Below are 18,980 nucleotides of genomic sequence, written 5' to 3' on the forward strand. Positions count from 1 at the left end.
TCGAGGGCGAGGAGAGCGAAGGGACTGGTTTCAGGAGGAATGAGAAGGAAGCCCCTTCATGGCCTCGCCACGATCAACATAGCAGTCAGTCCGGGATCAGGTCGCGGAGATTTACGGGGGTGATGATCCGGGAGCCGGGGGGCAGTCCCTCGGGCTGTTCCAGTCCGATGTAGGTGACGGGACCGTCCGGGACCGTCTCGCCGTCCCAGGCCGTCACGCTCGCACCGCCCTCGGCCATCAGCTCGGTGAGATACCGGACCGTCAGCGGATCCTGCTCCACGATGCCGCGCACCAGCGTCGCGACCGACACCCGGTTCTCCTCCACCCGGTTGGCCGACGGATGGCCCTTGAGGTAGAGGTGCAGCCACCTGGCGTGCCACCGCCCGTCCCGGCCGCGGTGGAACGCCAGCGGCAGCGCGACCCGGCCCGGTCCGCGCAGCTCCGACTTCATGCGCACGGTGCGCGGCTCGAACGGCCGGCCCCGCTGTTCGGCATCGCGCAGCATGAAGCCGAAGAACGACTCCTCCGTCTCCTCGAAGCCCTCACCCGAGTAGATGTTGACCTGCGGCACGATGAAGGCGCCGCGCACGGCCCCCAGCCGCAGGTTGATGAACTCCGAGGCGCCGTCCGGGGCATCGGTGATGTCGCCCGAGTGCTCCCCCTCGACGTCCGTGAGGTTGGTGTACGACAGCCAGGACAGGGTGGCGTAGGCGGAGTCCAGCGTCAGCGCCGACAGGTCGTAGTCGGTGCTGCGGGACGTCTGCTTCCAGTGGACGAAGAAGCGCAGCAGTTCGCCGTCGACCCGGGAGAGGGAACCTCGGGGCAGGACGCCGAGGCCGGACGCGGTCGCCCTGCCGCTGAGCGGGAGCGCGACGTCCAGCACGTCGGGGTCCACCACCAGGTGGCCGGGGGCGGGGAGACGCCGGCGTATCTCCGCGTCGAGGGCGGCGACCAGACGTGTGCGCTCCGGCGCCCGCACAGCCGGCCGGGTGTCGGCAGTGACCCAGGCGCGGCCGTGCCGGTTGACGAAGACCCGGCTCTTGCCGGCTTCCGCGGCGCGGTTGTGCAGATGCTCTCGGACCGACAGCACCACCCGGCCGGAGACCAGCGGGGCCACCTGCTCGGCGGCGGCCACGACGGCGTCGCGCCCGGCCTGCGTGGACGCCGTGCGCAGCAGCCGGTCCAGGGCGCGGAACAGCTTGCCGGGCGCGGACTTGAGCAACTCCGCCGCCGCGGCGACGTCGCCGACGCCGAGCAGCTCCTCGACCCGGCTGTCGAAGGACCGCGCGGTCCGCTCGCCCCGGGCGACGGCGAACACCTCGGCGGCATGCGGCCGGCCCGGGTACTCGTGCGGATGGAGGCGCTCACCGAGGCGCTTCCAGGCCTCGCGGTGCGCGGCGACGTCGGCGAGCTTGGCCGGGGCCGCGGCGACAACGGCGTCGAGGCCCGCGATCAGGGCGCGCCGGACGGGCCGGGACAGCGCGCGAAACCGCGTCGGTGCTTGCAGGGTCACATCGCCGCCCGACAGCGCGCAGGCCAGCCGGAGCACATCGGTGACGGTGTCCAGAAGCAGGTCCGCGCCCACCTTCAGACGGGCCTGGTTGACGACGGCGCGGGTCTCCCGGACCGGTATCGCCTCGGGCTGGGGACCCCGCACGCAGTGCTTTGCGAGCATCCGCAGGTCGGCCAGCTCGGCGTCGCCGAGCGGTGTGGCGCTGCCGGCCAGCGCCAGATACAGGGCGGTGATCTCGTCCGCCAGGTCGCCGCCCCGCCGCAGCACCGTCATACGGTCGCCCGCCGCCGCGATCAGCTCGTCGTGGGCGGCGAGCATCTCCCCGTAGGTGTGGCGGTAGTTGCCGTAGGACGGGAGGGTGAGCAGATCCAGCACACCGCTGTCCAGCCGGGCCTTGGTGCGATCGCGTGAGGTGTCGTCGGCGAGCGCGTCGGCGATGCACCCCATCCAGAAGTCGAAGGTGTCGGGCACGTTGGCCGGGAAGTCGATGAAGTAGACGTTGTGCCGCACATGGTCGCCCACCATCTCCCGGACGGTGCCCAGGGTGCGCACGGCGATGTCGACGACCGTGTTCTCGGACAGGGCCGACAGGTGCTCCAGCAGGTCCGCCGAGAGTTTGAAGCCCACGGACATCAGCACCGCGTCGAACTGCCGCGCTGCGACGTCGCCCTGCCCCGTGGGCCCCGTGGGGGTGGGAAGGCGGTGGGTGTGCCGGACGACCAGCGGTTCGAGACGGTGGATCACCGCCGCATGATTCCACGGCCGCGCGAGGCGGCGCATGCGGGTTTTTTGGGCCCACGGGCCGGATCACTCGGCCGCGACTGGCCGCGCGCCGAGGCGTTCGGCGATGTGGTCGCCGACCCGCAGCGCGTTGGCGATCGCGGTCAGGGACGGGTTCCGTACGGACTTCGCCCGCCACCTGCCGCACCAGGTCCGGAGTGATGCGGTCCAGAGCGCCTCTGGGGGTGGGATCGGCACCGGCCCCCGCGTGCGGCCGCCGGTACAGCGCCTCGAAGTCGTCGAGGGCGAAGGCGAGCGGATCGCTCATACCGGCTTGATGCGCCATGGGGGTGCTCCCTCGTCTTCCGGCGGCACCATGGGCCGGTCTGCGGCCTCGTCGAGGGCGTCGTCGAGGGAGGAGGCGGCCATGACGAGCGAGAGATGGGTGAAGGCCTGGGGGAAGTTGCCCAACTGCTCACCGCCGGGGCCGATCTCCTCGGCGAACAGGCCGACGTGGTTGGCGTAGGTGTGCATCTTCTCGAACGTGTAGCGGGCCTTGCCCAGTTGGCCCGAGCGGGCCAGGGCGTCGACGTAGAGGAAGGTGCAGAGGCTGAAGGTGCCCTCCGCACCGCGCAGCCCGTCGGGGGACGCGGCCGGGTCGTAGCGGTAGACCAGGCTGTCGGAGACCAGTTTGCGGTCGATGGCGTCCAGGGTGTTCAGCCAGCCCGGGCTCAGGGGCGCGAGGAAGCCCACCCGGGGGAGCAGCAGAAGTGAAGCGTCCACGACGTCACCGTCGTAGTGCTGGACCAGCGCCTGTTCCTCCTTGCTCCAGCCGCGCTCCATGACCTGCTCGAAGATGGTGTCGCGGGCCGTCGTCCACAGCGCGGTGTTCGCCGGCCGGCGCCACTCCTGGGCCAGCCGCAGACCGCAGTCGAACGCCGCCCAGCACATCACACGGCTGTAGGTGAAGTCCTTGCGGCCGCCACGGGTTTCCCAGATGCCCTCGTCGGGCCGGTCCCAGGAGTCGGCGAGCCAGTCCAGGGTGCGGCTGAGTCCCTTCCAGCCGTGGTAGCCCACATGCGTGCCGACCTTGCGGCTCTCGGACATCGCATAAAGGGCCTCGCCGTAGATGTCCAGTTGGAGCTGGTCGGCCGCGGCGTTTCCGGCCCGGACCGGCCGGGAGCCCTGGTAGCCCTCGAGGTGTTCCAGGATCTCCTCGGGCAGATCGGGGTCCCCGTCCACCCGGTACATGATCTGGAGCGGTTCCCCGCCGGGCCCCGCATGGTCGTGCAGCCGGTCCCCCAGCCAGCGGACGAAGGCGTTCGCCTCCTCGACGAAGCCGAGGTCGAGCAGGGCGCGCACGGACAGGGAACCGTCCCGGATCCAGGTGTAGCGGTAGTCCCAGTTGCGCTCCCCACCGATCTGTTCCGGCAGGCCCATGGTGGCCGCGGCGATCGGGGCGCCGGTGGGGGCGTAGGTGAGCAGTTTCAGTGTGATGGCCGAGCGGTGCACCATGTCCGGCCACCGCCCTCGATAGCGGCAGGTGCGCACCCATCGCTGCCAGTAGCCGATGGTCTCCCATATGTCGCCGGAGAGCTGCTCCGAGGTGGGCGGCCGGGGCGCGGGGCCGCCCGGCCCGCAGACGGTGAAGACGGCGGCGGCCACCTGGCCTTCCTTCAGGGTCACCGCGCCGGTGACGTCCTGGCCGTCGGGCCGCACCGGAAAGGTGCTCTGAAGATGGGCGGTGATGCCGGGGGAGTGGAAGGACGCCGCCTGCTCCCGCAGTTCGAGGGTGTGAGCGGCCCGCGCGTAGTCGAACCGGGGACGGCACTCCAGGACGAAGCGGACCGTGCCGCGCACGGTCCGCACGGCCCGGACCAGGGTGTGGCGGTCACCGGCCCGGTGGGGACGCTCGACGGGCATGCAGTCGATCACCTCGCCCACACCGTCGGCGGACATGAATCGCGTCACCAGCACGGCGGTGTCCGGATAGTAGAGCTGCCGCCAGGTCCCGCCGTCCCCGCCCACCGGTGCCAATCGGAAGTAACCCCCACGCTCGTGGTCCAGCAGGGACGCGAAGACGCTGGGAGAGTCGAACCGCGGAGCGGCGAACCAGTCCACGACTCCCTGAGCGGAGATCAGGGCGGCGGTCTGCAGATCACCCACCAGTCCGTGATCGGCGATCGGCGGATAGCGATCCATGTTCCCAATGTGACGCACGAGGTGTTGCTGCGCGCGGCGAGTCGAAACGGTCGCGGCTCGTGGGGGCCACCGCGTCGCCGGCGCACCGCCCGTCGAGCCGGACCCCGCTCGCGCCACGCCGAAGGAGTGAAGCCGCAGCGGAGTCGGGTTTCGCGATGCGCCGACCGCCGCCCGAAGTGATGAGGTCTTGGGTGGCCGGCGCCGTGTGGTCACGGGTGCCCGGCCGAAGACGGGTGGCCCCGGCGTGCCGGGGCAGTACCGACGGGAGGCAGGCGTGGGCACCAGCGTGGGCGAGTCTCTGGATCTCAGCGGTCCTGCGCTCCTGAAGGGGCAGAAGGCGCTGGTCACGGGTGCCAACTCCGGGATCGGCAAGGCCACCGCCATCGGTCTGGGCCGGATGGGCGCCGACGTCGTCGTCAACTACGTCTCCGACGCCGACGCCGCGGACCAGGTGGTGCGGGAGATCGAGGCCCTCGGGGTGCGCGCCTACGCCCACGAGGCCGACGTCTCCCAGGAGGACCAGGTCGTGCGCATGGTGTCCCGCATGGTCGAGGAGCTGGGGACCATCGACATCCTGGTCGCCAATGCCGGTCTCCAGCGGGACGCTCGCCTCATGGACATGACCCTCGCGCAGTGGCAGAAGGTCCTGGACGTGAATCTCACCGGGCAGTTCCTGTGCGCGCGCGAGGCGGCCAAGGAGTTTCTGCGCAGAGGAGTGGTCCCCGAGGTGTCGTCGTCCGCCGGGAAGATCATCTGTATGAGCTCGGTCCACCAGGTCATCCCCTGGGCGGGCCATGTGAACTACGCGGCCTCCAAGGGCGGCGTCCTGATGATGATGGAAACCATGGCTCAGGAGCTGGCACCGCACGGGATCCGGGTCAACGGGGTTGCACCCGGAGCGATCCGCACCCCCATCAACCGCAGCGCCTGGGAGACCCCCGAGGCCGAGACGAGCCTGCTGAAGCTGATCCCGTACGGCAGGGTGGGCGAACCGGAGGACATCGCCCGGGCGGTCGGCGTGCTCGCCTCCGACCTGCTCGACTACGTCGTCGGCGCCACCCTCTATGTCGACGGCGGTATGACCCTGTTCCCCGGCTTCGCCACGGGAGGCTGACGGCGAGCGTGCCGGCCGCGCTCTGCGCCCTCCACCCGCGGGCGGCGAAGACGGCCTCCGCATGTGAGCGGTGCCTCCTCCGGCTCCACGTGTCGATCAGATACAGCTGGGGACTCGGGGCTGCATGTCGTCCACGGAGGAGCCGATGACGGTCGAAGCCCCCTGCCCGACCCCGCAGTCCCCCGCGTGGGTCCCACCGGGCGTGTACGAGCCCCAACAGGACACCTGGCTGCTGGCCCGGGCCCTGCGCAGGGAGCGGCTCGCCCCGGGAGCGGATGCGCTGGACCTGGGGACCGGTACCGGCGCCCTCGCCCTGGAAGCCGCGCGGCTCGGCGCACGCGTCACCGCGGTCGACATCTCCTGGCGGGCGGTGCTCGCGGCCCGTGTGAACGCCCTGCTCAGCCGGCAGAGCATCAGCGTGCGCCGCGGCGACCTCACCTCGGCCGTGCCCGGACGCAGTTTCGACCTCGTCGTCAGCAACCCGCCCTATGTGCCGTCCCCTGGACTCACGGCTCCCCGGGGTGCCGCACGTGCCTGGGACGCCGGATGGGACGGCCGCGTGCTGCTGGACCGCATCTGCGACGCCGCGACCACGCTGCTGCGGCCGGGCGGCGTCCTGCTCGTGGTGCACTCCGCGCTGTGCGGGGTGGAGGACACGCTCGCACGGCTGACGGGCGCGGGACTGAGCGCCACGGTCACGGACCGCGCGGAGGTGCCCTACGGCCGGGTGCTGCGCTCCCGGCTGAGCTGGCTGCACCAGCGCGGACTGACGGCCGACGACATGGTGGAAGAGCTGGTGGTCATCCGTGCCGTACGAACGTGACCCCGCGCCGCGCGGACGTGACACCGCACGGCACGAATCTGACGCGGCGCCCTACGAATGTGACACCGCGCCGTACGAATGTCACACGGCGCCGCGCGAACCCGGCACCGCGCCACGCGGACGCGAGCGCGTGTGCCGTATCCGCGCCGACCGTGACGGTCCGCTGCTGGTCGAGGGACCGGTGGAGATCATCGGCCCGGACGGCGAGCCGGTGGTGAGCCGACGGTTCGTCGTGGCCATCTGCACCTGCCGGCGGAGCCGTACCTACCCCTGGTGCGACACCAGCCACCGCCGCCGGGGGAAGCCCGCTGACGATCCCGGGCCCGGAGGAACGGAGGCGCACGAGTGACCATCACCCGGCTCGAACCACGCCGGAGCAGCCCGCCCCTGCCGGACGCCAGGGGACCGCTCTCGCACGCGGTGGTGGCCGCCCTGCGCGAGAGGGGCGCCCCGCCGTCTCCCGTCCCGCCGGAGGAGGACGGTCCGTACGGGGAGGATCTGCAACTCGCGCTCTACGTGCTGTACGAACTGCACTACCAGGGGTTCGCCGGGGTCGACGACGACTGTGAATGGGACCCCGCGCTCCTCGCCTTCCGCCGGGCCCTCGAGGAGCGGTTCCTGGCCGCCCTCCGTACCGATGTGCCCGTGGGCCCCGGCGCTCAGGAGGCCCTCGACGAACTCCAGGTCGAACCGGTCGGCGACGACGGCACCGGCGTCTCCCACTTCCTCAGGAACCGGGGCCGGCTGGAGCACCTGCGGGAGTACGCGGCGCTGCGGTCGCTGTACCACCTCAAGGAGGCCGATCCGCACGCCTGGGTGATCCCCCGCCTGCACGGCCGCGCCAAGGCGGCCATGGCGGCCGTGGAGTTCGACGAGTTCGGAGCGGGACGGGCCGACGAGATCCACGCGGGCCTCTTCGCGGACCTGATGGAGGACCTGGGACTGCGCACGGCCTACGGCTACTACCTGGAGGCCGCGCCCGCCGAGCTGCTCGCCACCGTCAACCTGATGTCGCTGTTCGGCCTGCACCGCAGTCTCAGGGGCGCGCTGACCGGCCACTTCGCGGCCGTGGAGGTGACCTCGTCCCCCGGTTCACGCCGACTGGCCGAGGCCCTGCGCCGGGTCGGCGCGGGTGCGGCGGCCGTGCGCTTCTACGACGAGCATGTGGTGGCGGACGCCGTCCACGAGCAGGTCGTACGCCACGACGTGATCGGCGGGCTGCTGGAGAGCGAACCCGGCCTGGAGGCGGACATCGTCTTCGGCATCCGGGCCACCGGCTTTCTCGAGGACCGGCTCGCCGCGCGCCTCCTGGCGGCCTGGCGCGCTGGACACACGGCCCTGCGGACCGGGGCGCTACCGCCGGCAGGGGCGGATTCCCGGGGCACCGACGGGGCACTCGCCCCGCGACAGGCACCCGGGCCGACCTCGAAGGAGTGGTGATGACGGAACAACGACACGACGAAGAGTTCTATCGGAGCGACCGCCCGGCCCACCCGACGCTCGAGGAGGACCGGCCCCGCGGCGGCAGGCCCAAGGCACCGGCCAAGCACCGCGGATCCTGGGTGACGACGGGGTTCGTCGTCCTGGTGATCGTGCTGGTCGTCCTCGGGATCGCGCTCTTTCCCTGATCGCGCTCTTGCCCCGAGCACGGGGATGCGGTGGTATCCGGGCCTCCGTGACGTGTTCAAATCCCCGGCACGGGTACCCGAGGCGCCATGATGACGATCTCCCTGGAAACGCTCGCTGCCTCGGATGCCGCGTGGGCCGTGCTCGGGGCCTTCCTCGGCGGCCTTGTGATCGCCGTTGCCCTGATCTGGGCCGTCCGGCTCGGCATCCGGGTGCGTCGCCGCGAACCCGCCCCGCCGAGGCCCTCCGACCAGCCCAAGCCACCGCCCGGCGGACCCGTCATGGAATCCCGCGAGGTCAGGAAGCCGAACGAGGTGCCACGGGCCGAGGACGAGAGCGACCGTCTGACCCCGCACGAGCTGCATCCCACCGGAACGACACGCAGCGAGAACCAGGAGCGCCCCCGCTGGAGCGGCGGCTCCGGCGGCTCCTTCGGCAGCGGCGGCTCCGGCACCACCTGACCGGCGGCCCCTGTGGCCACCGACAAGGGCGGGATCGCTGCCGAGCGTCAGGAACGGGCGTCCCGCTCGGCGCGTTCGGCGTCCCTCTCCTTGATACGGGCGGTTTCCTTGCGGACCTCGGCCTGAGTGGCGCGTTCCTTCTCCAGCCACTCGGGCCGGTTCTGCTTGAGCGTCTCGATCTGCTCGGTGGTGAGGGCTTCCGTGACCCCGCCGCGCGCGAGACCCGCGATGGACACGCCCAGCTTCGCCGCCACCACCGGGCGGGGGTGCGGGCCGTTGAGTCGCAGCTCGCGCAGCCACTCCGGCGGGTTCGCCTGGAGTTCGTTCAGCTCGGCGCGCGAGACCACACCCTCCTGGAACTCGGCAGGGGTGGCGGGGAGGTACACACCCAGCTTCTTCGCCGCGGTCGCGGGCTTCATCGTCTGGGTGGTCTGGTGCGACTTCATGGTGTCCAGACTATCGGCCGTCTTCGGGCTCTTTGACCACGGCGCCATCGGCCGTGTTCGGGCCCTTTGACCACGGCCGGTAACCTGGCGGGGTGACAGGCTCGGAAGCATCCCCCTCGTTCCGGCTCGCGTACGTCCCCGGGGTGACGCCCGCCAAGTGGGCGCGGATCTGGAACGAGCGCCTACCCGACGTCCCCCTGACCCTGCTCCAGGTTCCGGCGGCGGAGGCGCCCGAGGTGCTGCGCGACCGCGCGGCCGACGCCGGGCTCGTGCGGCTTCCGGTGGACCGCACGTTCTTCAGTGCGATCCCTCTCTACACCGAGACGACGGTCGTCGTGGTCCCCAAGGACCACGTGGTGAGCGCCGTGGAAGAGGTGTCCACAGGGGATCTCGCCGACGAGGTCGTCTTCCACCCCCTCGACGACGTCCTGGGCTGGGAGCAGCCGCCGGGACTGCCCGCGTTCGAGCGGCCCGCCACGACGGAGGACGCCATCGAACTGGTGGCGGCAGGGGTGGGTCTCCTCGTCGTCCCGCAGTCGCTGGCGCGTCTGTACCACCGCCGGGACCTCACCTACCGGCCCGTGATGGACGCTCCCCAGTCGGCCGTCGCCCTGTCCTGGCCCGAGGACGCGACGTCGGACCTGGTCGAGGACTTCATCGGGATCGTCCGCGGGCGGACGGTGAACAGCACCCGGGGGCGTACCGGGGCCGAGGCCGCCGCGCAGCCGAAGCGGGAGCGCCCCGACGCGGCCGGTGCCCGGCGCCAGCCCGCGGCGGCCGGGAACGGCAAGACCGCGAAGACGGGCAGGGCCGGGAAAACGGGCAGGCCGACGGCCAGGAACCCACGAAGCGGCTCCGGCGGATCCCAGGGCAACCGGCGCGGCAAGCCCCGCGGCCGTTCGTAGACGGCGTCGGGGATCCATGGAGCCGTGGTTGTCGCTGAGGTTGATCATGCGTGCCGGTAGCGGCCCGTTCTGCAACGCGTGGACTCCACGCTGAGCCTCGCGCGCCGGGCCGCTCACTCCCCCCGGGCCCTGGACCGGCAGGCGCCGCCGCAGTAGATCGCGTCGCGGGGTCGGCCGCCGCCGGCGAAGGTGATCGTGCCGCAGACCGGGCAGGTCAGCAGGTGGATGATGCCCGTGTCGCCGCCATTCCGCGTCGGTGAGCATCAGCCCTGTCGATGGGGCTCGCCAGCCCGGGCGCCCGTCGCGGCCGAGGCTTCGTCGGCCGGTCCGTACTGCCCGATCACGCCGACCGCGAGGAGGGCCGCTCCGGCCACGAGAAGGGGCTTGCCGCCCCTCCCGCCGAGTGCGGATCGTCCGCGAGCGCTGATCGATTCGCCGGTGAACAGCATGAGCTGTTCTCCGCCCCCATGGAGGCACGTACGCGTAAGGACGCGCCCGTGGGCGTGGTTGTGCCTCTTCCGTCCGTGGGTTGCCGAGTGACCGCTCGGCAGCCCACTTCATGACGTTGGCGAAGTGTGCGAGGCCCTATTCCTGGACGGGTTCCTCGATGGATTCCTGGATTGATTCCTCCGAGAAGTTCCTCAAGCGCTCCAACTGGTCCCAGTGATGGGCGATGCGCTCCCTCCCGACCGCCGTCAGGGTGACGCTCGTCTTGGGCTTCTTGTGTACGACGGCCTTCTCGATCTCGACCAGGCCCGCCTCCTCCAGCTTCGACAGGTGGCTGGAGAGATTCCCTTTGGTGAGCCGTGTCGCGCGCTGGAGGAAGATGAAGTCGCAGGCCTCTACGGAGGACAGCACCGTCAGGATCGCCAACCGGCCCGGTTCGTGGACCAGGCGATCGAGGATCAGCTCCTCGTTCCCAGACCCCGGTATGACAGGCCTGGAGAGTGCGGACCCTGGCATTTCAGACCCGGGCATTGCCGTTCCCGGCGGTCAGCTCCTCGGAGGGCCCGAAGGCGCGATTGAGGGCGCGATGGTCGAAGATCCCCGTCGCGATGGTGGCCGCCCCCGTCAGGATCAGGCCTCGATTGATCTTGCTGTCCGCTCCCGCACCGCCCCGGACGGGTACGCGAGGTCGACGACACGCGCGCATGAGCGCTACCGGGCGCGGCCTGCTGGGCCAAAGGTTGGGGAAGCGGTTCAGGGCGTCTTCGTGCTGACAGGGTGATCCGTAGGGGTGAGCGCGGTTGCCGAGTTCGGCCTTGCGTTTGCCGAGGTGCTCCTCGAACTCGGCCCACTCTTCTGGGGCGACATCGCTGCACTCGTGCTCGGGACGCGGGGCTTGGCGGTGATTCAGGTGTTTCGCAGTGCGGTGAGGACCGTGCAGCCACAAGACGAGATGGGTGTCCCTGTCGCGGGCGGCGCGTCGACCGGGTTCAGAATCCCGGGGTGTTGACCGAGATCACTCTCGCGCCCCGCACCGTGGACTGGGGCTGGCAGCGGCTTCATCCGGTGGGCTAGGTTGTGCAGCGATGACTACCGGGACGGCGTTGCGCCACACACGGATTGGTGACCCGGTGCTCTCCTGAGCGCCGTACGGGCCGATGCCGGCCCGCTGTTGGACCGAGGATCCGGTGCTGCTGCGCGGGCTCCACCTCCGTCGTGTTGATCACAGGCTCGACACATCAACCACGACAGGAGAATTCATGCCCACCAAGATGCTGCAGATTCCCACCGCGGACGGCCAGGCCGACGCGTTCGCCGCCTTCCCCGACGGTGGCGGGCGGCACCCGGGGGTGCTGATGTACGCGGACGGCTTCGGCATCCGGCCCGTGCTGCGGGAGATGGCCCGCGAACTTGCCGAGCACGGGTACTACGTCCTCGTCCCCAACCTCTTCTACCGGCACGGCCCGGCCCCGGTGATCGAACTTCCCGAGTACATCGGAGAAGACGTCCGGCCCGCGGTCTTCGCCCAGCTGATGCCCTTGATCGAGGCGCACACCGCCGAACGTGCCCTGAGCGACGCCGACGCCTACCTCAGGTTCCTCACCACCCAGCCCGAGGTCGGCGCCGGACCGGTTGCGGTGACCGGCTACTGCTTAGGCGGCCTCCTGGCGATGCGCACCGCCGCGGCCCACCCCGGCCAGGTGGCCTCCGTCGCCGCATTCCACGGCCCCGTGGGTGTCGATGGGCCCAACCTCTTCTCCAAGCTCACCGCCCAGGTCCACCTGGGCCACGCCGAAGGCGACATGACACTCGAGGCCCTCGGCGAGCTCAACCAGGCCCTGGATGCCGCAGGTGTCAGCTACACCTCAGAGATCTACCCCGGCACCATCCACGGCTTCACCATGTCCGACACAGACGCCTTCAACCCCGCCGCACTGCAACGCCACTGGGACCGCCTGCTGCCCCTTCTCGGCCGCACCCTGGCCAACGGCTGAGGCTCCAGCCCGGCAACCAAGCGGTGCTGTGTTGATATCCGGCAAGGCCTCGTGGGTGAGGGGACGCCGGCCGGAGGCCAGGTCGGACAGGACGGTGGAGACGATGCCTTTCGAGAGCCGGCTCATGGCCGTCGCCGTCCGCTGGGTGCCGGCCAGGGCGTCGTAAAGGGCCTGCAGCTTCGGCGGGACGGTGCCCGTGTCGTCGGTGAGGAGGCCGTCGAGTCGCTGCTCGAGCGTGCGGCGACGGCAGGGGCCGGATGTCGTCAGCCGTTCGGCCTCACCACACATCGGGCAAGGGCGCCGGAGATTTAAGGTGTCCGAGGAGAGCCGCACCGATGCGAATCGGAAGGCCGCCATTGACGATCTCGGTCGCGAAGAGCCGGCTGAGCACGGTTCGAGTGATCCCCGACGCCCGTAGACGCGCGCCACCGCAACCTCTCCTCCACCACGACGGCCGTGGCGGCGGGCGGGACGACGAGCCCGGCCGGGGCGGTCAGGGCGCGGTCGTGCGGCCGATCGACTCCACCAGCGGCAGCAGCCGGTGCGGCACGCGCTCGCGCAGCGCCACCTCCGTGCGCGTGCGGACGACCCCCGGCAGGCTGATCAGCGTCTGGATGACGTCCTCCAGGTGTTCGTTGTCCCGCGCCACGACGCGGGTCATCAGATCGCCGCCCCCGGTGATCGAGAACGCTTCCACGATCTCCGGCACGGCCGAGAGCGCCTCGCCCACGTCGTCCAGGTGCCCCTGCGTGACCTCGATGTGCACGAACGCGAGCACCGGGTGGCCGAGGGCGGCGGGAGACAGGGAAGGGCCCGTACCGGTGATCACCCCTTCGCGCTCCAGACGGTCCAGCCGGGCCTGGAGCGTGCCGCGGGCGATGCCCAGGACCCGCGCGTACTCGCGCACGCTGGTGCGTGGTTGCTGGAGCAGCAGCCGCAGGATGCGGGTGTCGAGTTCGTCGACGGCCATGGTCCGTTGGCCTCCCTTGCATGCCACTGGAGCTTCCACAACTGTACCAATGGCCCTGTGGAGCGTGCGTCGCTTGAGCCACTGCCGTGGTGATGCTTTCCTTATGGCTATCAATGGCGCCGCGTAGCGCAGGACCGGTGACGAAGCCGGAAACCGTGCCCGCGGCGCCATTCCCATGTCCTGGTGGGACGAAGAACACGCAGGGGGCGGATTTCCGACGGTGAAGAAGATATTCATGGCTCCGGACCCGGGGCTCTTCCGGCTGCGCGTCTCGTTGCGCGCGGTACTCGGCATCGGCCTGGCCGTGACCGTGTGCCAGTCGGCCGGACTGTCCCTGCCCGCCTCGATCACCGGCGGGCTCGCCGCGCTCCTCGCGCTGTTCACGGTGGCCGACCCGACGGTGCGGGGTCAGGCGGTCACCACCGTGCTGCTGCCCGTGGTCGGACTGCCTGTCCTCGCCCTGGCGAGCGCCCTGCACACAGTGGCGACGGTGCGCGACGCGGTGTGGCTCGCGGTGGTCTTCGCCGGTGTGTACGCCCGCCGCTGGGGGCCGCGGGGCAACGCGCTCGGCATCTTCGCCTTCATGACGTTCTTCATCGCGCAGTTCCTGCACGCGGTCCCGGACCTGCTCCCGGAGCTGTCCGCGGCCGTGGCACTGTCGCTGGCCGCCGCGGCGGCGGTGCGGTTCGGCCTGTGGTGCGTCGAGCGCCGCACACCGCTGCCGGCCGCGCCCGCCCCGCTCGACGGTCGGAGGCTGGCCCGGCCCGCCACACGGCAGGCCTTCCAGGCGACGGCCGCCTGTGCCTTCGCGGTCGCCGTCGGCCAGCTTCTGTCGCACGAGCGCTGGTACTGGGCCGTCGGCACCGTCTGGTGGATCTTCGTGAACACCGCCTCGCGCGGCGAGACACTGGTCCGCGGCTTCCGGCGTGTGGTGGGCACGGTGACCGGCATCCTCGCCGGGCTGCTGGTCGCGGTGCCGCTGCACGGCGCCCCCGCGCCCACGGCCTTGCTCATCGCCGTCTGTGTGTTCGGGATCTTCTACACGGCGGCACCGTCCTACAGCTGGATGATGTTCTTCGTCACCGTCATGGCGGGCCTGTTGTACGGCCTGCTCGGCGTCCTGCACCCCGGTCTGCTCGGCCTGCGCCTCGCGGAGACGGGCGTCGGGGCGCTCGGTGCCGCGCTCGCCGTGGCGCTCGTGCTGCCGATCACCACCCACGCGGTCACCGACCGGTGGGTGCGCAGGGCCGTGCACGCCGTGCACGGCTGCACCGCCGCGGCGGCACGCAGGCTCGCGGGCGACGTGGAGGCGGACCCGGCGTCCCGCGCCGCCGAACTGGAAGCGCTGCTGGCGCGGGTGCGGCAGGCCCTGGCGCCGCTGGTGCACCCACTGAGCCCGCTGCGGTCCCGCAAGGCCCGGGCCCTCCAGGTGATCGCCCTGCTCGACATGTGCGCCCGGGAGACGCGCGGCCTGGTGGCCGTCGCCGCAGATCCGGACGCCTCGCACGACGCCCGGCTGACCGCCGCGTGCAGCCGTGTCGAGGCCGCCGTGGAGGCGCTGCTCGGCGCGGTACCGGAGCGTGTCCTCCCGGCGCACGCGAGTGCCCCTGGCCACCACCCGGGCGCCGAGCGGGCCCTCGGCCACCTCCACGGCCTGGAACGGGCCCTGCTCGCGCTGGCCACACCGCTGCGCGGCGCCTCGCCGGTCCAGGCCTGACGGCCCCGACACACCGAGTTCTGGTCTAGACCTTCCTGTACCGTCGTCCCGTCAGGACGTCGGCGAGAGGGGACGGCAGTGGCGGACGGCAGCGCGCGGCGGGCGTACATCGGCTCGTACACGACAGCGGGAGGGCGCGGCATCCTCACGGCGGCCGTGGATCCGGACAGCGGAGCGCTGACCGTCCTCGACGCCCTGCGCGGGCTGCCCGACCCGTCCTATCTGGCGCTGTGCGGGGACATGCTGTACGCGGTCAGTGAGACGTCCGACGGCGCGGTCGCCGCGTACCGCCTCGACGGTGAGCGGATCGAACCCGCCGGTCCGCCGGTCCGCGTCGGCAGCGGACCTACGCATCTGAGCGTGCACGCCGGTCATGTTCTGACCGCCGACTACGGCTCCGGCAGCGTCACCGCCGTCCCCCTCGCCGCCGGAGGCATTCTGGCGGAGGGGGCCTCCGGAGTGCTCCGGCACCGGGGCTCTGGGCCCGTTCCGCAACGGCAGCAGGGTCCCCACGCCCATCAGGTGCAGCCCGACCCGAGCGGCCGCTGGGTCCTCAGCGTCGACCTCGGCACGGACTCCGTCCGCGTGTGCGCCCTTCAGGACGGCACTGTCCGGCCGCACCGGGAGATCCCGCTGCCGGCCGGGTCGGGCCCGCGCCATCTGGCCTTCCATCCGGACGGGGACCGCGCCTACGTCCTGAACGAGCTGACGCCGACCGTCACGGTGTGCCGCTGGGACGCCGTCGCCGGGGTTCTCGAGCCGGTCACCGAGACATGCGTGCTGCCGGACCGGCCCGTGGGCGAGGCCTATCCGTCGGGGATCGTCGTCTCACTCGACGGGCGCTTCGTGTGGACCGCGATCCGGGGCCAGGATCTGCTGTCGGTGCTCGCCGTCGAGGGAGAAGGGCTGAGGCCGGTGGCCGCGGTGCCGTGCGAGGGCGTCTGGCCGCGTGCGCTCGCCCTGTCGGAGGGGTTCCTCTATGTCGCCAACGAGCGGTCGGGGGACGTCACCTGGTTCGCGCCGGACCGGGAGACGGGCCTGCCGAGGAGGGGCGGCTCGGTGGAGGCGCCGGCGGCCTCCTGCGTCGTCTTCCGCTGACCAGGCCTCCCGCAAGGCGTGGGGCCCGCCTCCCCGAGGGGAGCGGGCCCTTGGTCGTACAGGTGCGCGGGTGCCGGGCTCAGCGGACCGGCGCGCCCTGTGGCTGCTGCGGGGCGATACCCAGCGCCGTCATGTACTTGGCGAGCGTCAGCTTGCCGATCGCCGGGTACGCGCCGAGGGCCTCGGCGGCGGGGCATCCCGCTTCCTCGGCGGCCGCGTTCAGCAGACCCGCCTCCAGCTCCGGACCGATCAGATACGGGGCGAGCGCCAGGTGCTGCGAACCCGCGGAGCGCAGCTGCTCGGCGACGGCCGTGATCGATCCCTCCTGGTCCAGCGCCGCCGCCATCACCGGCACGGCGAGCCGCGCGGCCAGCAGCATGCCCGTGATACCGGCCGCCTGCACGGCCTCCTCACCGCCTACGGACGCGAGGATGATGCCGTCCGCGGCCGTCGCCACGGTGAACAGCCGGGCCCGGTCGGCGCGGGCCAGGCCGGCCTCCGACAGGCGCACGTGCAGGGCTTCGGCGAGCAGCGGGTGCGGGCCGAGCACATCGGTCAGGTCGGCCGCGACGCGGCTGTCCATCACGGCCTGGCGGACCCGGCGCAGCAGCGCGCTGTCCGGACCGGCCAGCAGGGGCACCACGACGGCGACGGGGCCCTCGGGCTTCTTGACCTCCACGCCGGCGGCGACGGCCTGCTCGTAGCGGGCGGTGCGCTCCTCGGCGGTCTGCACGAGAACGGACTGCAGCGTCGGGAACTCGGACTCGTCCCCGTCCACGTAACCGATCCGGGCGTCGAGGCCGGGCAGCTCGGAACGCGCGATGCTCACGACCTCCTCGGCGAGGCTGCGTGTGGCGGCACTGGGCGTGCCGGGCACCGCGAGGACCAGCGCGGGCGCGCCTTCGGGTGCCGCCAGCGGCTCGGGACGGCGGTGCCGCCCGGGCTGGCGGGGTCGCGGCATTCGTACAGGCAGGCCGGATGCGGGCCCAGTGGGGGAACTCATGGCGCCGCATGCTACTGGCTTTGGGGGCTCCCCTGTTCGGGGAGGGTGCAGGTGAGCGGTATCCGTCCGGTTTTGTCTGATGAGTTACGTACGGATGAGAAATGATCGATACCGTGTGACTTTTCCGTCGTTCCCCCGTGACAACGTCTCAGTCGGGGCAAGGGGGATGACTCACCCTTTTCGGTCACGACGTGCAGCGGCCGTTGGCCGTACGGCAGTTTGAGCGGATCACCCTCGGAGGGAACCGGCCTAGGCGCGCAACCGCCCTGCCGACCACGGAAGTTGTCGCTCCAGCAGATGCCCGGAGATACTACGGCAGACGCCAGTCCACCGGCTGTGCGCCCTGCCTCAGCAGCAGGTCGTTGGCGCGGCTGAACGGGCGTGAGCCGAAGAAGCCCAGGTCCGCCGACATCGGGGACGGGTGCGCCGGCTCCACCGACGGCAGATCGCCGAGCAGCGGGCGCAGATTGCGGGTGTCACGCCCCGGACGAACGTCCGGGGCGACGGAGAACGACAATCCCGCCGCGTGCGCGGGAGTTCCGGGATCTGGGTATCGGCGACGAGAGGCCGGCAAGGCGTGATGACCATGGCGGAACGGCTTGATCACTGGATGCAACAGGCTCCCCTCCTTCCCGGTGACTGACTGGGCGATCTGCTGGACCAGCTCGACGACCTCGATGAGGAGGCAGAGTAGCGCTGTGGGCGACGTCCGTGTTGGGGGACTTCTGTGTTTGTGCGGGGACCGGTTGTGTGCCAGTAGGGTGACGCGCTGTGGCACCACGACCCTTGCATGAACTTGTTGAAGCAGGCTGGGCGAAGGCTCTGGAACCTGCGGCCGAACGTATCGCTGCGATGGGGGACTTCCTCCGGGCCGAGATAGCGGCCGGCCGGACCTACCTTCCGGCTGGGGCGAATGTCCTGCGGGCCTTCCAGCAGCCCTTCGACGACGTCCGCGTCCTGATCGTCGGCCAGGATCCTTACCCCACGCCGGGGATGGCGATCGGGTTGAGTTTCGCGGTGGCGCCCGAGGTGCGGTCGCTGCCGGGCAGTCTGGAGAACATCTTCCGGGAGATGCATGCGGACTTGGGGCTGGCTAGGCCGTCGAACGGTGACCTGACGCCGTGGACCCAGCAGGGTGTGCTGCTGCTCAACAGGGCGCTGACCACGGCCCCGCGCAGCCCCGGCGCCCACCGTGGCAAGGGCTGGGAGGAGGTCACCGAGCAGGCGATCCGAGCGCTGGCGGCGCGTGGTAAGCCGCTGGTGTCCATTCTGTGGGGGCGTGACGCGCGTAATCTGAGGCCGTTGCTCGGGGATCTTCCGGCGATCGAGTCCGCACACCCGTCCCCGATGTCGGCGGACCGCGGGTTCTTCGGCTCCCGTCCGTTCAGCCGGGCCAACGACCTGCTCGTCGAGCAGGGTGCCCAGCCGGTGGACTGGCGCCTGCCGTAGGGCACGGCCGTCGCAGCGGCCGAGTCTCTTGCCGAAGTGCCAGCAGCTTCTTCGTCTGCTGGTGGTACAGCGACAGCGTATCCTTGACCTGCGCGCTCAGTGGCCATGGACAGCTCGTCGGAGTCGCGTTGGCCCGGGAGTGGTCGGAGCGGGGCTACGACGGGGTGCGGCGTCAGACACGGGCACCGACGTGCTCGGGCTCCCCGTTCCGGAGCACCGGTCATCGACGGCATCAGCAGCAACGTCGGACACGAGGGCGTCCACCTCGAACGCCTGCGGACGATGTATGCCAGCCTGCTACGGGCGGCGACCGAACACGTCGACCGGTTGCAGATCCGGTGAGGCTGGTCGACGGGGTGCGCAGCGAACCTCCCATTCCCACGACGAGCGGGCGCGTCATCCTGTCAACTCCTTCAGAGCATCTCCAGGGGCGTGGGCCCGCTGGGCGGCGGGAACGCCTCGTCGAGGGCGTCGAGCGCCTCGGTGGGAAGG

General features: G+C 71.3%; 21 protein-coding genes and 1 pseudogene. 12 read left to right on the forward strand and 10 right to left on the reverse strand.

Going from position 1 to position 18,980, the window contains the following annotated elements; all coding sequences use genetic code 11:
- Positions 1-85 precede the first annotated feature (85 nt).
- The 3 genes from ABZ876_RS35085 to ABZ876_RS35095 all read right to left on the reverse strand — a co-directional run bounded on the left by ABZ876_RS35085 (position 86) and on the right by ABZ876_RS35095 (position 4,435).
- A complete protein-coding gene (locus tag ABZ876_RS35085; RefSeq protein ID WP_361789423.1) occupies positions 86-2,257 on the reverse strand; it encodes a hypothetical protein in 2,172 nt (723 codons plus the stop codon).
- Between the two features lie 63 nt (positions 2,258-2,320).
- Complete coding sequence (locus tag ABZ876_RS35090) at positions 2,321-2,491, reverse strand: hypothetical protein (protein WP_361789425.1); 171 nt, start codon at positions 2,489-2,491, stop codon at positions 2,321-2,323.
- A gap of 66 nt (positions 2,492-2,557) precedes the next feature.
- Entirely contained in the window at positions 2,558-4,435 is a 1,878-nt protein-coding gene (locus ABZ876_RS35095) for a glycoside hydrolase family 15 protein (RefSeq protein ID WP_361789427.1), read from the reverse strand.
- Positions 4,436-4,709: 274 nt separating this feature from the next.
- Here ABZ876_RS35095 and ABZ876_RS35100 point away from each other — a divergent pair, with 274 nt between their 5' ends.
- From ABZ876_RS35100 to ABZ876_RS35125, 6 genes are all read left to right on the forward strand, one after another.
- A complete protein-coding gene (locus ABZ876_RS35100) occupies positions 4,710-5,549 on the forward strand; it encodes an SDR family oxidoreductase (RefSeq protein WP_361789429.1) in 840 nt (279 codons plus the stop codon).
- 145 nt (positions 5,550-5,694) lie between these two features.
- Positions 5,695-6,372, forward strand: coding sequence for a HemK2/MTQ2 family protein methyltransferase (locus ABZ876_RS35105; protein ID WP_361789431.1), 678 nt, complete (start codon positions 5,695-5,697; stop codon positions 6,370-6,372).
- Between the two features lie 130 nt (positions 6,373-6,502).
- Complete coding sequence (locus tag ABZ876_RS35110) at positions 6,503-6,721, forward strand: CDGSH iron-sulfur domain-containing protein (RefSeq protein WP_361789433.1); 219 nt, start codon at positions 6,503-6,505, stop codon at positions 6,719-6,721.
- Positions 6,718-7,812: an iron-containing redox enzyme family protein gene (locus ABZ876_RS35115; RefSeq protein ID WP_361789435.1), complete on the forward strand. Its 1,095-nt coding sequence runs from the start codon at positions 6,718-6,720 to the stop codon at positions 7,810-7,812. Before ABZ876_RS35110 ends, ABZ876_RS35115 begins: the two co-directional genes overlap by 4 nt.
- Entirely contained in the window at positions 7,812-8,000 is a 189-nt protein-coding gene (locus ABZ876_RS35120) for a hypothetical protein (RefSeq protein ID WP_361789437.1), read from the forward strand. The genes ABZ876_RS35115 and ABZ876_RS35120 overlap by 1 nt, the downstream gene beginning before the upstream one ends.
- Before the next feature lie 87 nt (positions 8,001-8,087).
- Complete coding sequence (locus ABZ876_RS35125; protein ID WP_361789439.1) at positions 8,088-8,459, forward strand: DUF6479 family protein; 372 nt, start codon at positions 8,088-8,090, stop codon at positions 8,457-8,459.
- 47 nt (positions 8,460-8,506) lie between these two features.
- On the opposite strand, the gene ABZ876_RS35130 is transcribed toward ABZ876_RS35125, so the two are convergent.
- Positions 8,507-8,905 carry a DUF5997 family protein gene (locus ABZ876_RS35130; RefSeq protein ID WP_361789441.1) on the reverse strand — a complete coding sequence of 133 codons (399 nt, stop codon included), beginning with the start codon at positions 8,903-8,905 and terminating at the stop codon, positions 8,507-8,509.
- 92 nt (positions 8,906-8,997) lie between these two features.
- Between ABZ876_RS35130 and ABZ876_RS35135 the strand changes: the two genes are divergently transcribed.
- Positions 8,998-9,810, forward strand: a complete 813-nt coding sequence (locus ABZ876_RS35135; protein ID WP_361789443.1) for a LysR substrate-binding domain-containing protein — start codon at positions 8,998-9,000, stop codon at positions 9,808-9,810.
- Between the two features lie 263 nt (positions 9,811-10,073).
- Here the strand turns inward: ABZ876_RS35135 and ABZ876_RS35140 are convergent, their stop codons facing one another.
- The 3 genes from ABZ876_RS35140 to ABZ876_RS35150 all read right to left on the reverse strand — a co-directional run bounded on the left by ABZ876_RS35140 (position 10,074) and on the right by ABZ876_RS35150 (position 10,963).
- A complete protein-coding gene (locus tag ABZ876_RS35140) occupies positions 10,074-10,259 on the reverse strand; it encodes a hypothetical protein (RefSeq protein ID WP_361789445.1) in 186 nt (61 codons plus the stop codon).
- A gap of 136 nt (positions 10,260-10,395) precedes the next feature.
- On the reverse strand, positions 10,396-10,683 hold the full coding sequence (locus tag ABZ876_RS35145; protein ID WP_361789447.1) for a transcriptional regulator: 288 nt from the start codon (positions 10,681-10,683) through the stop codon (positions 10,396-10,398).
- Positions 10,684-10,774: 91 nt separating this feature from the next.
- Positions 10,775-10,963: a hypothetical protein gene (locus tag ABZ876_RS35150; RefSeq protein ID WP_361789449.1), complete on the reverse strand. Its 189-nt coding sequence runs from the start codon at positions 10,961-10,963 to the stop codon at positions 10,775-10,777.
- Between the two features lie 84 nt (positions 10,964-11,047).
- On the opposite strand from ABZ876_RS35150, the gene ABZ876_RS35155 reads away from it, so the two are divergent.
- Positions 11,048-11,266 carry a hypothetical protein gene (locus ABZ876_RS35155; protein WP_361789451.1) on the forward strand — a complete coding sequence of 73 codons (219 nt, stop codon included), beginning with the start codon at positions 11,048-11,050 and terminating at the stop codon, positions 11,264-11,266.
- Between the two features lie 250 nt (positions 11,267-11,516).
- The gene (locus tag ABZ876_RS35160) at positions 11,517-12,251 is read left to right on the forward strand and encodes a dienelactone hydrolase family protein (protein ID WP_361789453.1); all 735 of its coding nucleotides are present in this window, start codon (positions 11,517-11,519) and stop codon (positions 12,249-12,251) included.
- 493 nt (positions 12,252-12,744) lie between these two features.
- Here ABZ876_RS35160 and ABZ876_RS35165 read toward each other — a convergent pair whose 3' ends face one another.
- Entirely contained in the window at positions 12,745-13,221 is a 477-nt protein-coding gene (locus ABZ876_RS35165; RefSeq protein ID WP_361789455.1) for an Lrp/AsnC family transcriptional regulator, read from the reverse strand.
- Between the two features lie 235 nt (positions 13,222-13,456).
- On the opposite strand from ABZ876_RS35165, the gene ABZ876_RS35170 reads away from it, so the two are divergent.
- Together ABZ876_RS35170 and ABZ876_RS35175 are read left to right on the forward strand one after the other, a co-directional pair.
- Positions 13,457-14,938 carry an FUSC family protein gene (locus ABZ876_RS35170; RefSeq protein ID WP_361789457.1) on the forward strand — a complete coding sequence of 494 codons (1,482 nt, stop codon included), beginning with the start codon at positions 13,457-13,459 and terminating at the stop codon, positions 14,936-14,938.
- A gap of 78 nt (positions 14,939-15,016) precedes the next feature.
- Positions 15,017-16,036, forward strand: coding sequence for a lactonase family protein (locus tag ABZ876_RS35175; RefSeq protein ID WP_361789459.1), 1,020 nt, complete (start codon positions 15,017-15,019; stop codon positions 16,034-16,036).
- 79 nt (positions 16,037-16,115) lie between these two features.
- Here ABZ876_RS35175 and ABZ876_RS35180 read toward each other — a convergent pair whose 3' ends face one another.
- Both ABZ876_RS35180 and ABZ876_RS35185 read right to left on the reverse strand, forming a co-directional pair.
- The gene (locus ABZ876_RS35180; RefSeq protein WP_361789461.1) at positions 16,116-17,039 is read right to left on the reverse strand and encodes a hypothetical protein; all 924 of its coding nucleotides are present in this window, start codon (positions 17,037-17,039) and stop codon (positions 16,116-16,118) included.
- A gap of 310 nt (positions 17,040-17,349) precedes the next feature.
- Positions 17,350-17,577 (reverse strand): annotated as a pseudogene (locus tag ABZ876_RS35185) (hypothetical protein); the annotation flags it as partial.
- Between the two features lie 233 nt (positions 17,578-17,810).
- Between ABZ876_RS35185 and ABZ876_RS35190 the strand changes: the two are divergent.
- Positions 17,811-18,488: a uracil-DNA glycosylase gene (locus ABZ876_RS35190; protein ID WP_361789463.1), complete on the forward strand. Its 678-nt coding sequence runs from the start codon at positions 17,811-17,813 to the stop codon at positions 18,486-18,488.
- Positions 18,489-18,980 lie beyond the last annotated feature (492 nt).

The organism is Streptomyces sp. NPDC046931, from assembly GCF_040644655.1.
GTDB lineage: Bacteria > Actinomycetota > Actinomycetes > Streptomycetales > Streptomycetaceae > Streptomyces.

Bases quoted from the DNA above. Each gene is read 5' to 3' on its own strand.
- ABZ876_RS35095 (WP_361789427.1), bottom strand. From the start codon at position 4,435: ATGGATCGCTATCCGCCGATCGCCGATCACGGACTGGTGGGTGATCTG.
- ABZ876_RS35105 (WP_361789431.1), top strand. From the start codon at position 5,695: ATGACGGTCGAAGCCCCCTGCCCGACCCCGCAGTCCCCCGCGTGGGTC.
- ABZ876_RS35120 (WP_361789437.1), top strand. From the start codon at position 7,812: ATGACGGAACAACGACACGACGAAGAGTTCTATCGGAGCGACCGCCCG.
- ABZ876_RS35125 (WP_361789439.1), top strand. From the start codon at position 8,088: ATGATGACGATCTCCCTGGAAACGCTCGCTGCCTCGGATGCCGCGTGG.
- ABZ876_RS35130 (WP_361789441.1), bottom strand. From the start codon at position 8,905: ATGAAGTCGCACCAGACCACCCAGACGATGAAGCCCGCGACCGCGGCG.
- ABZ876_RS35140 (WP_361789445.1), bottom strand. From the start codon at position 10,259: ATGCTGTTCACCGGCGAATCGATCAGCGCTCGCGGACGATCCGCACTC.
- ABZ876_RS35150 (WP_361789449.1), bottom strand. From the start codon at position 10,963: ATGCGCGCGTGTCGTCGACCTCGCGTACCCGTCCGGGGCGGTGCGGGA.
- ABZ876_RS35160 (WP_361789453.1), top strand. From the start codon at position 11,517: ATGCCCACCAAGATGCTGCAGATTCCCACCGCGGACGGCCAGGCCGAC.
- ABZ876_RS35165 (WP_361789455.1), bottom strand. From the start codon at position 13,221: ATGGCCGTCGACGAACTCGACACCCGCATCCTGCGGCTGCTGCTCCAG.
- ABZ876_RS35170 (WP_361789457.1), top strand. From the start codon at position 13,457: ATGGCTCCGGACCCGGGGCTCTTCCGGCTGCGCGTCTCGTTGCGCGCG.
- ABZ876_RS35180 (WP_361789461.1), bottom strand. From the start codon at position 17,039: ATGAGTTCCCCCACTGGGCCCGCATCCGGCCTGCCTGTACGAATGCCG.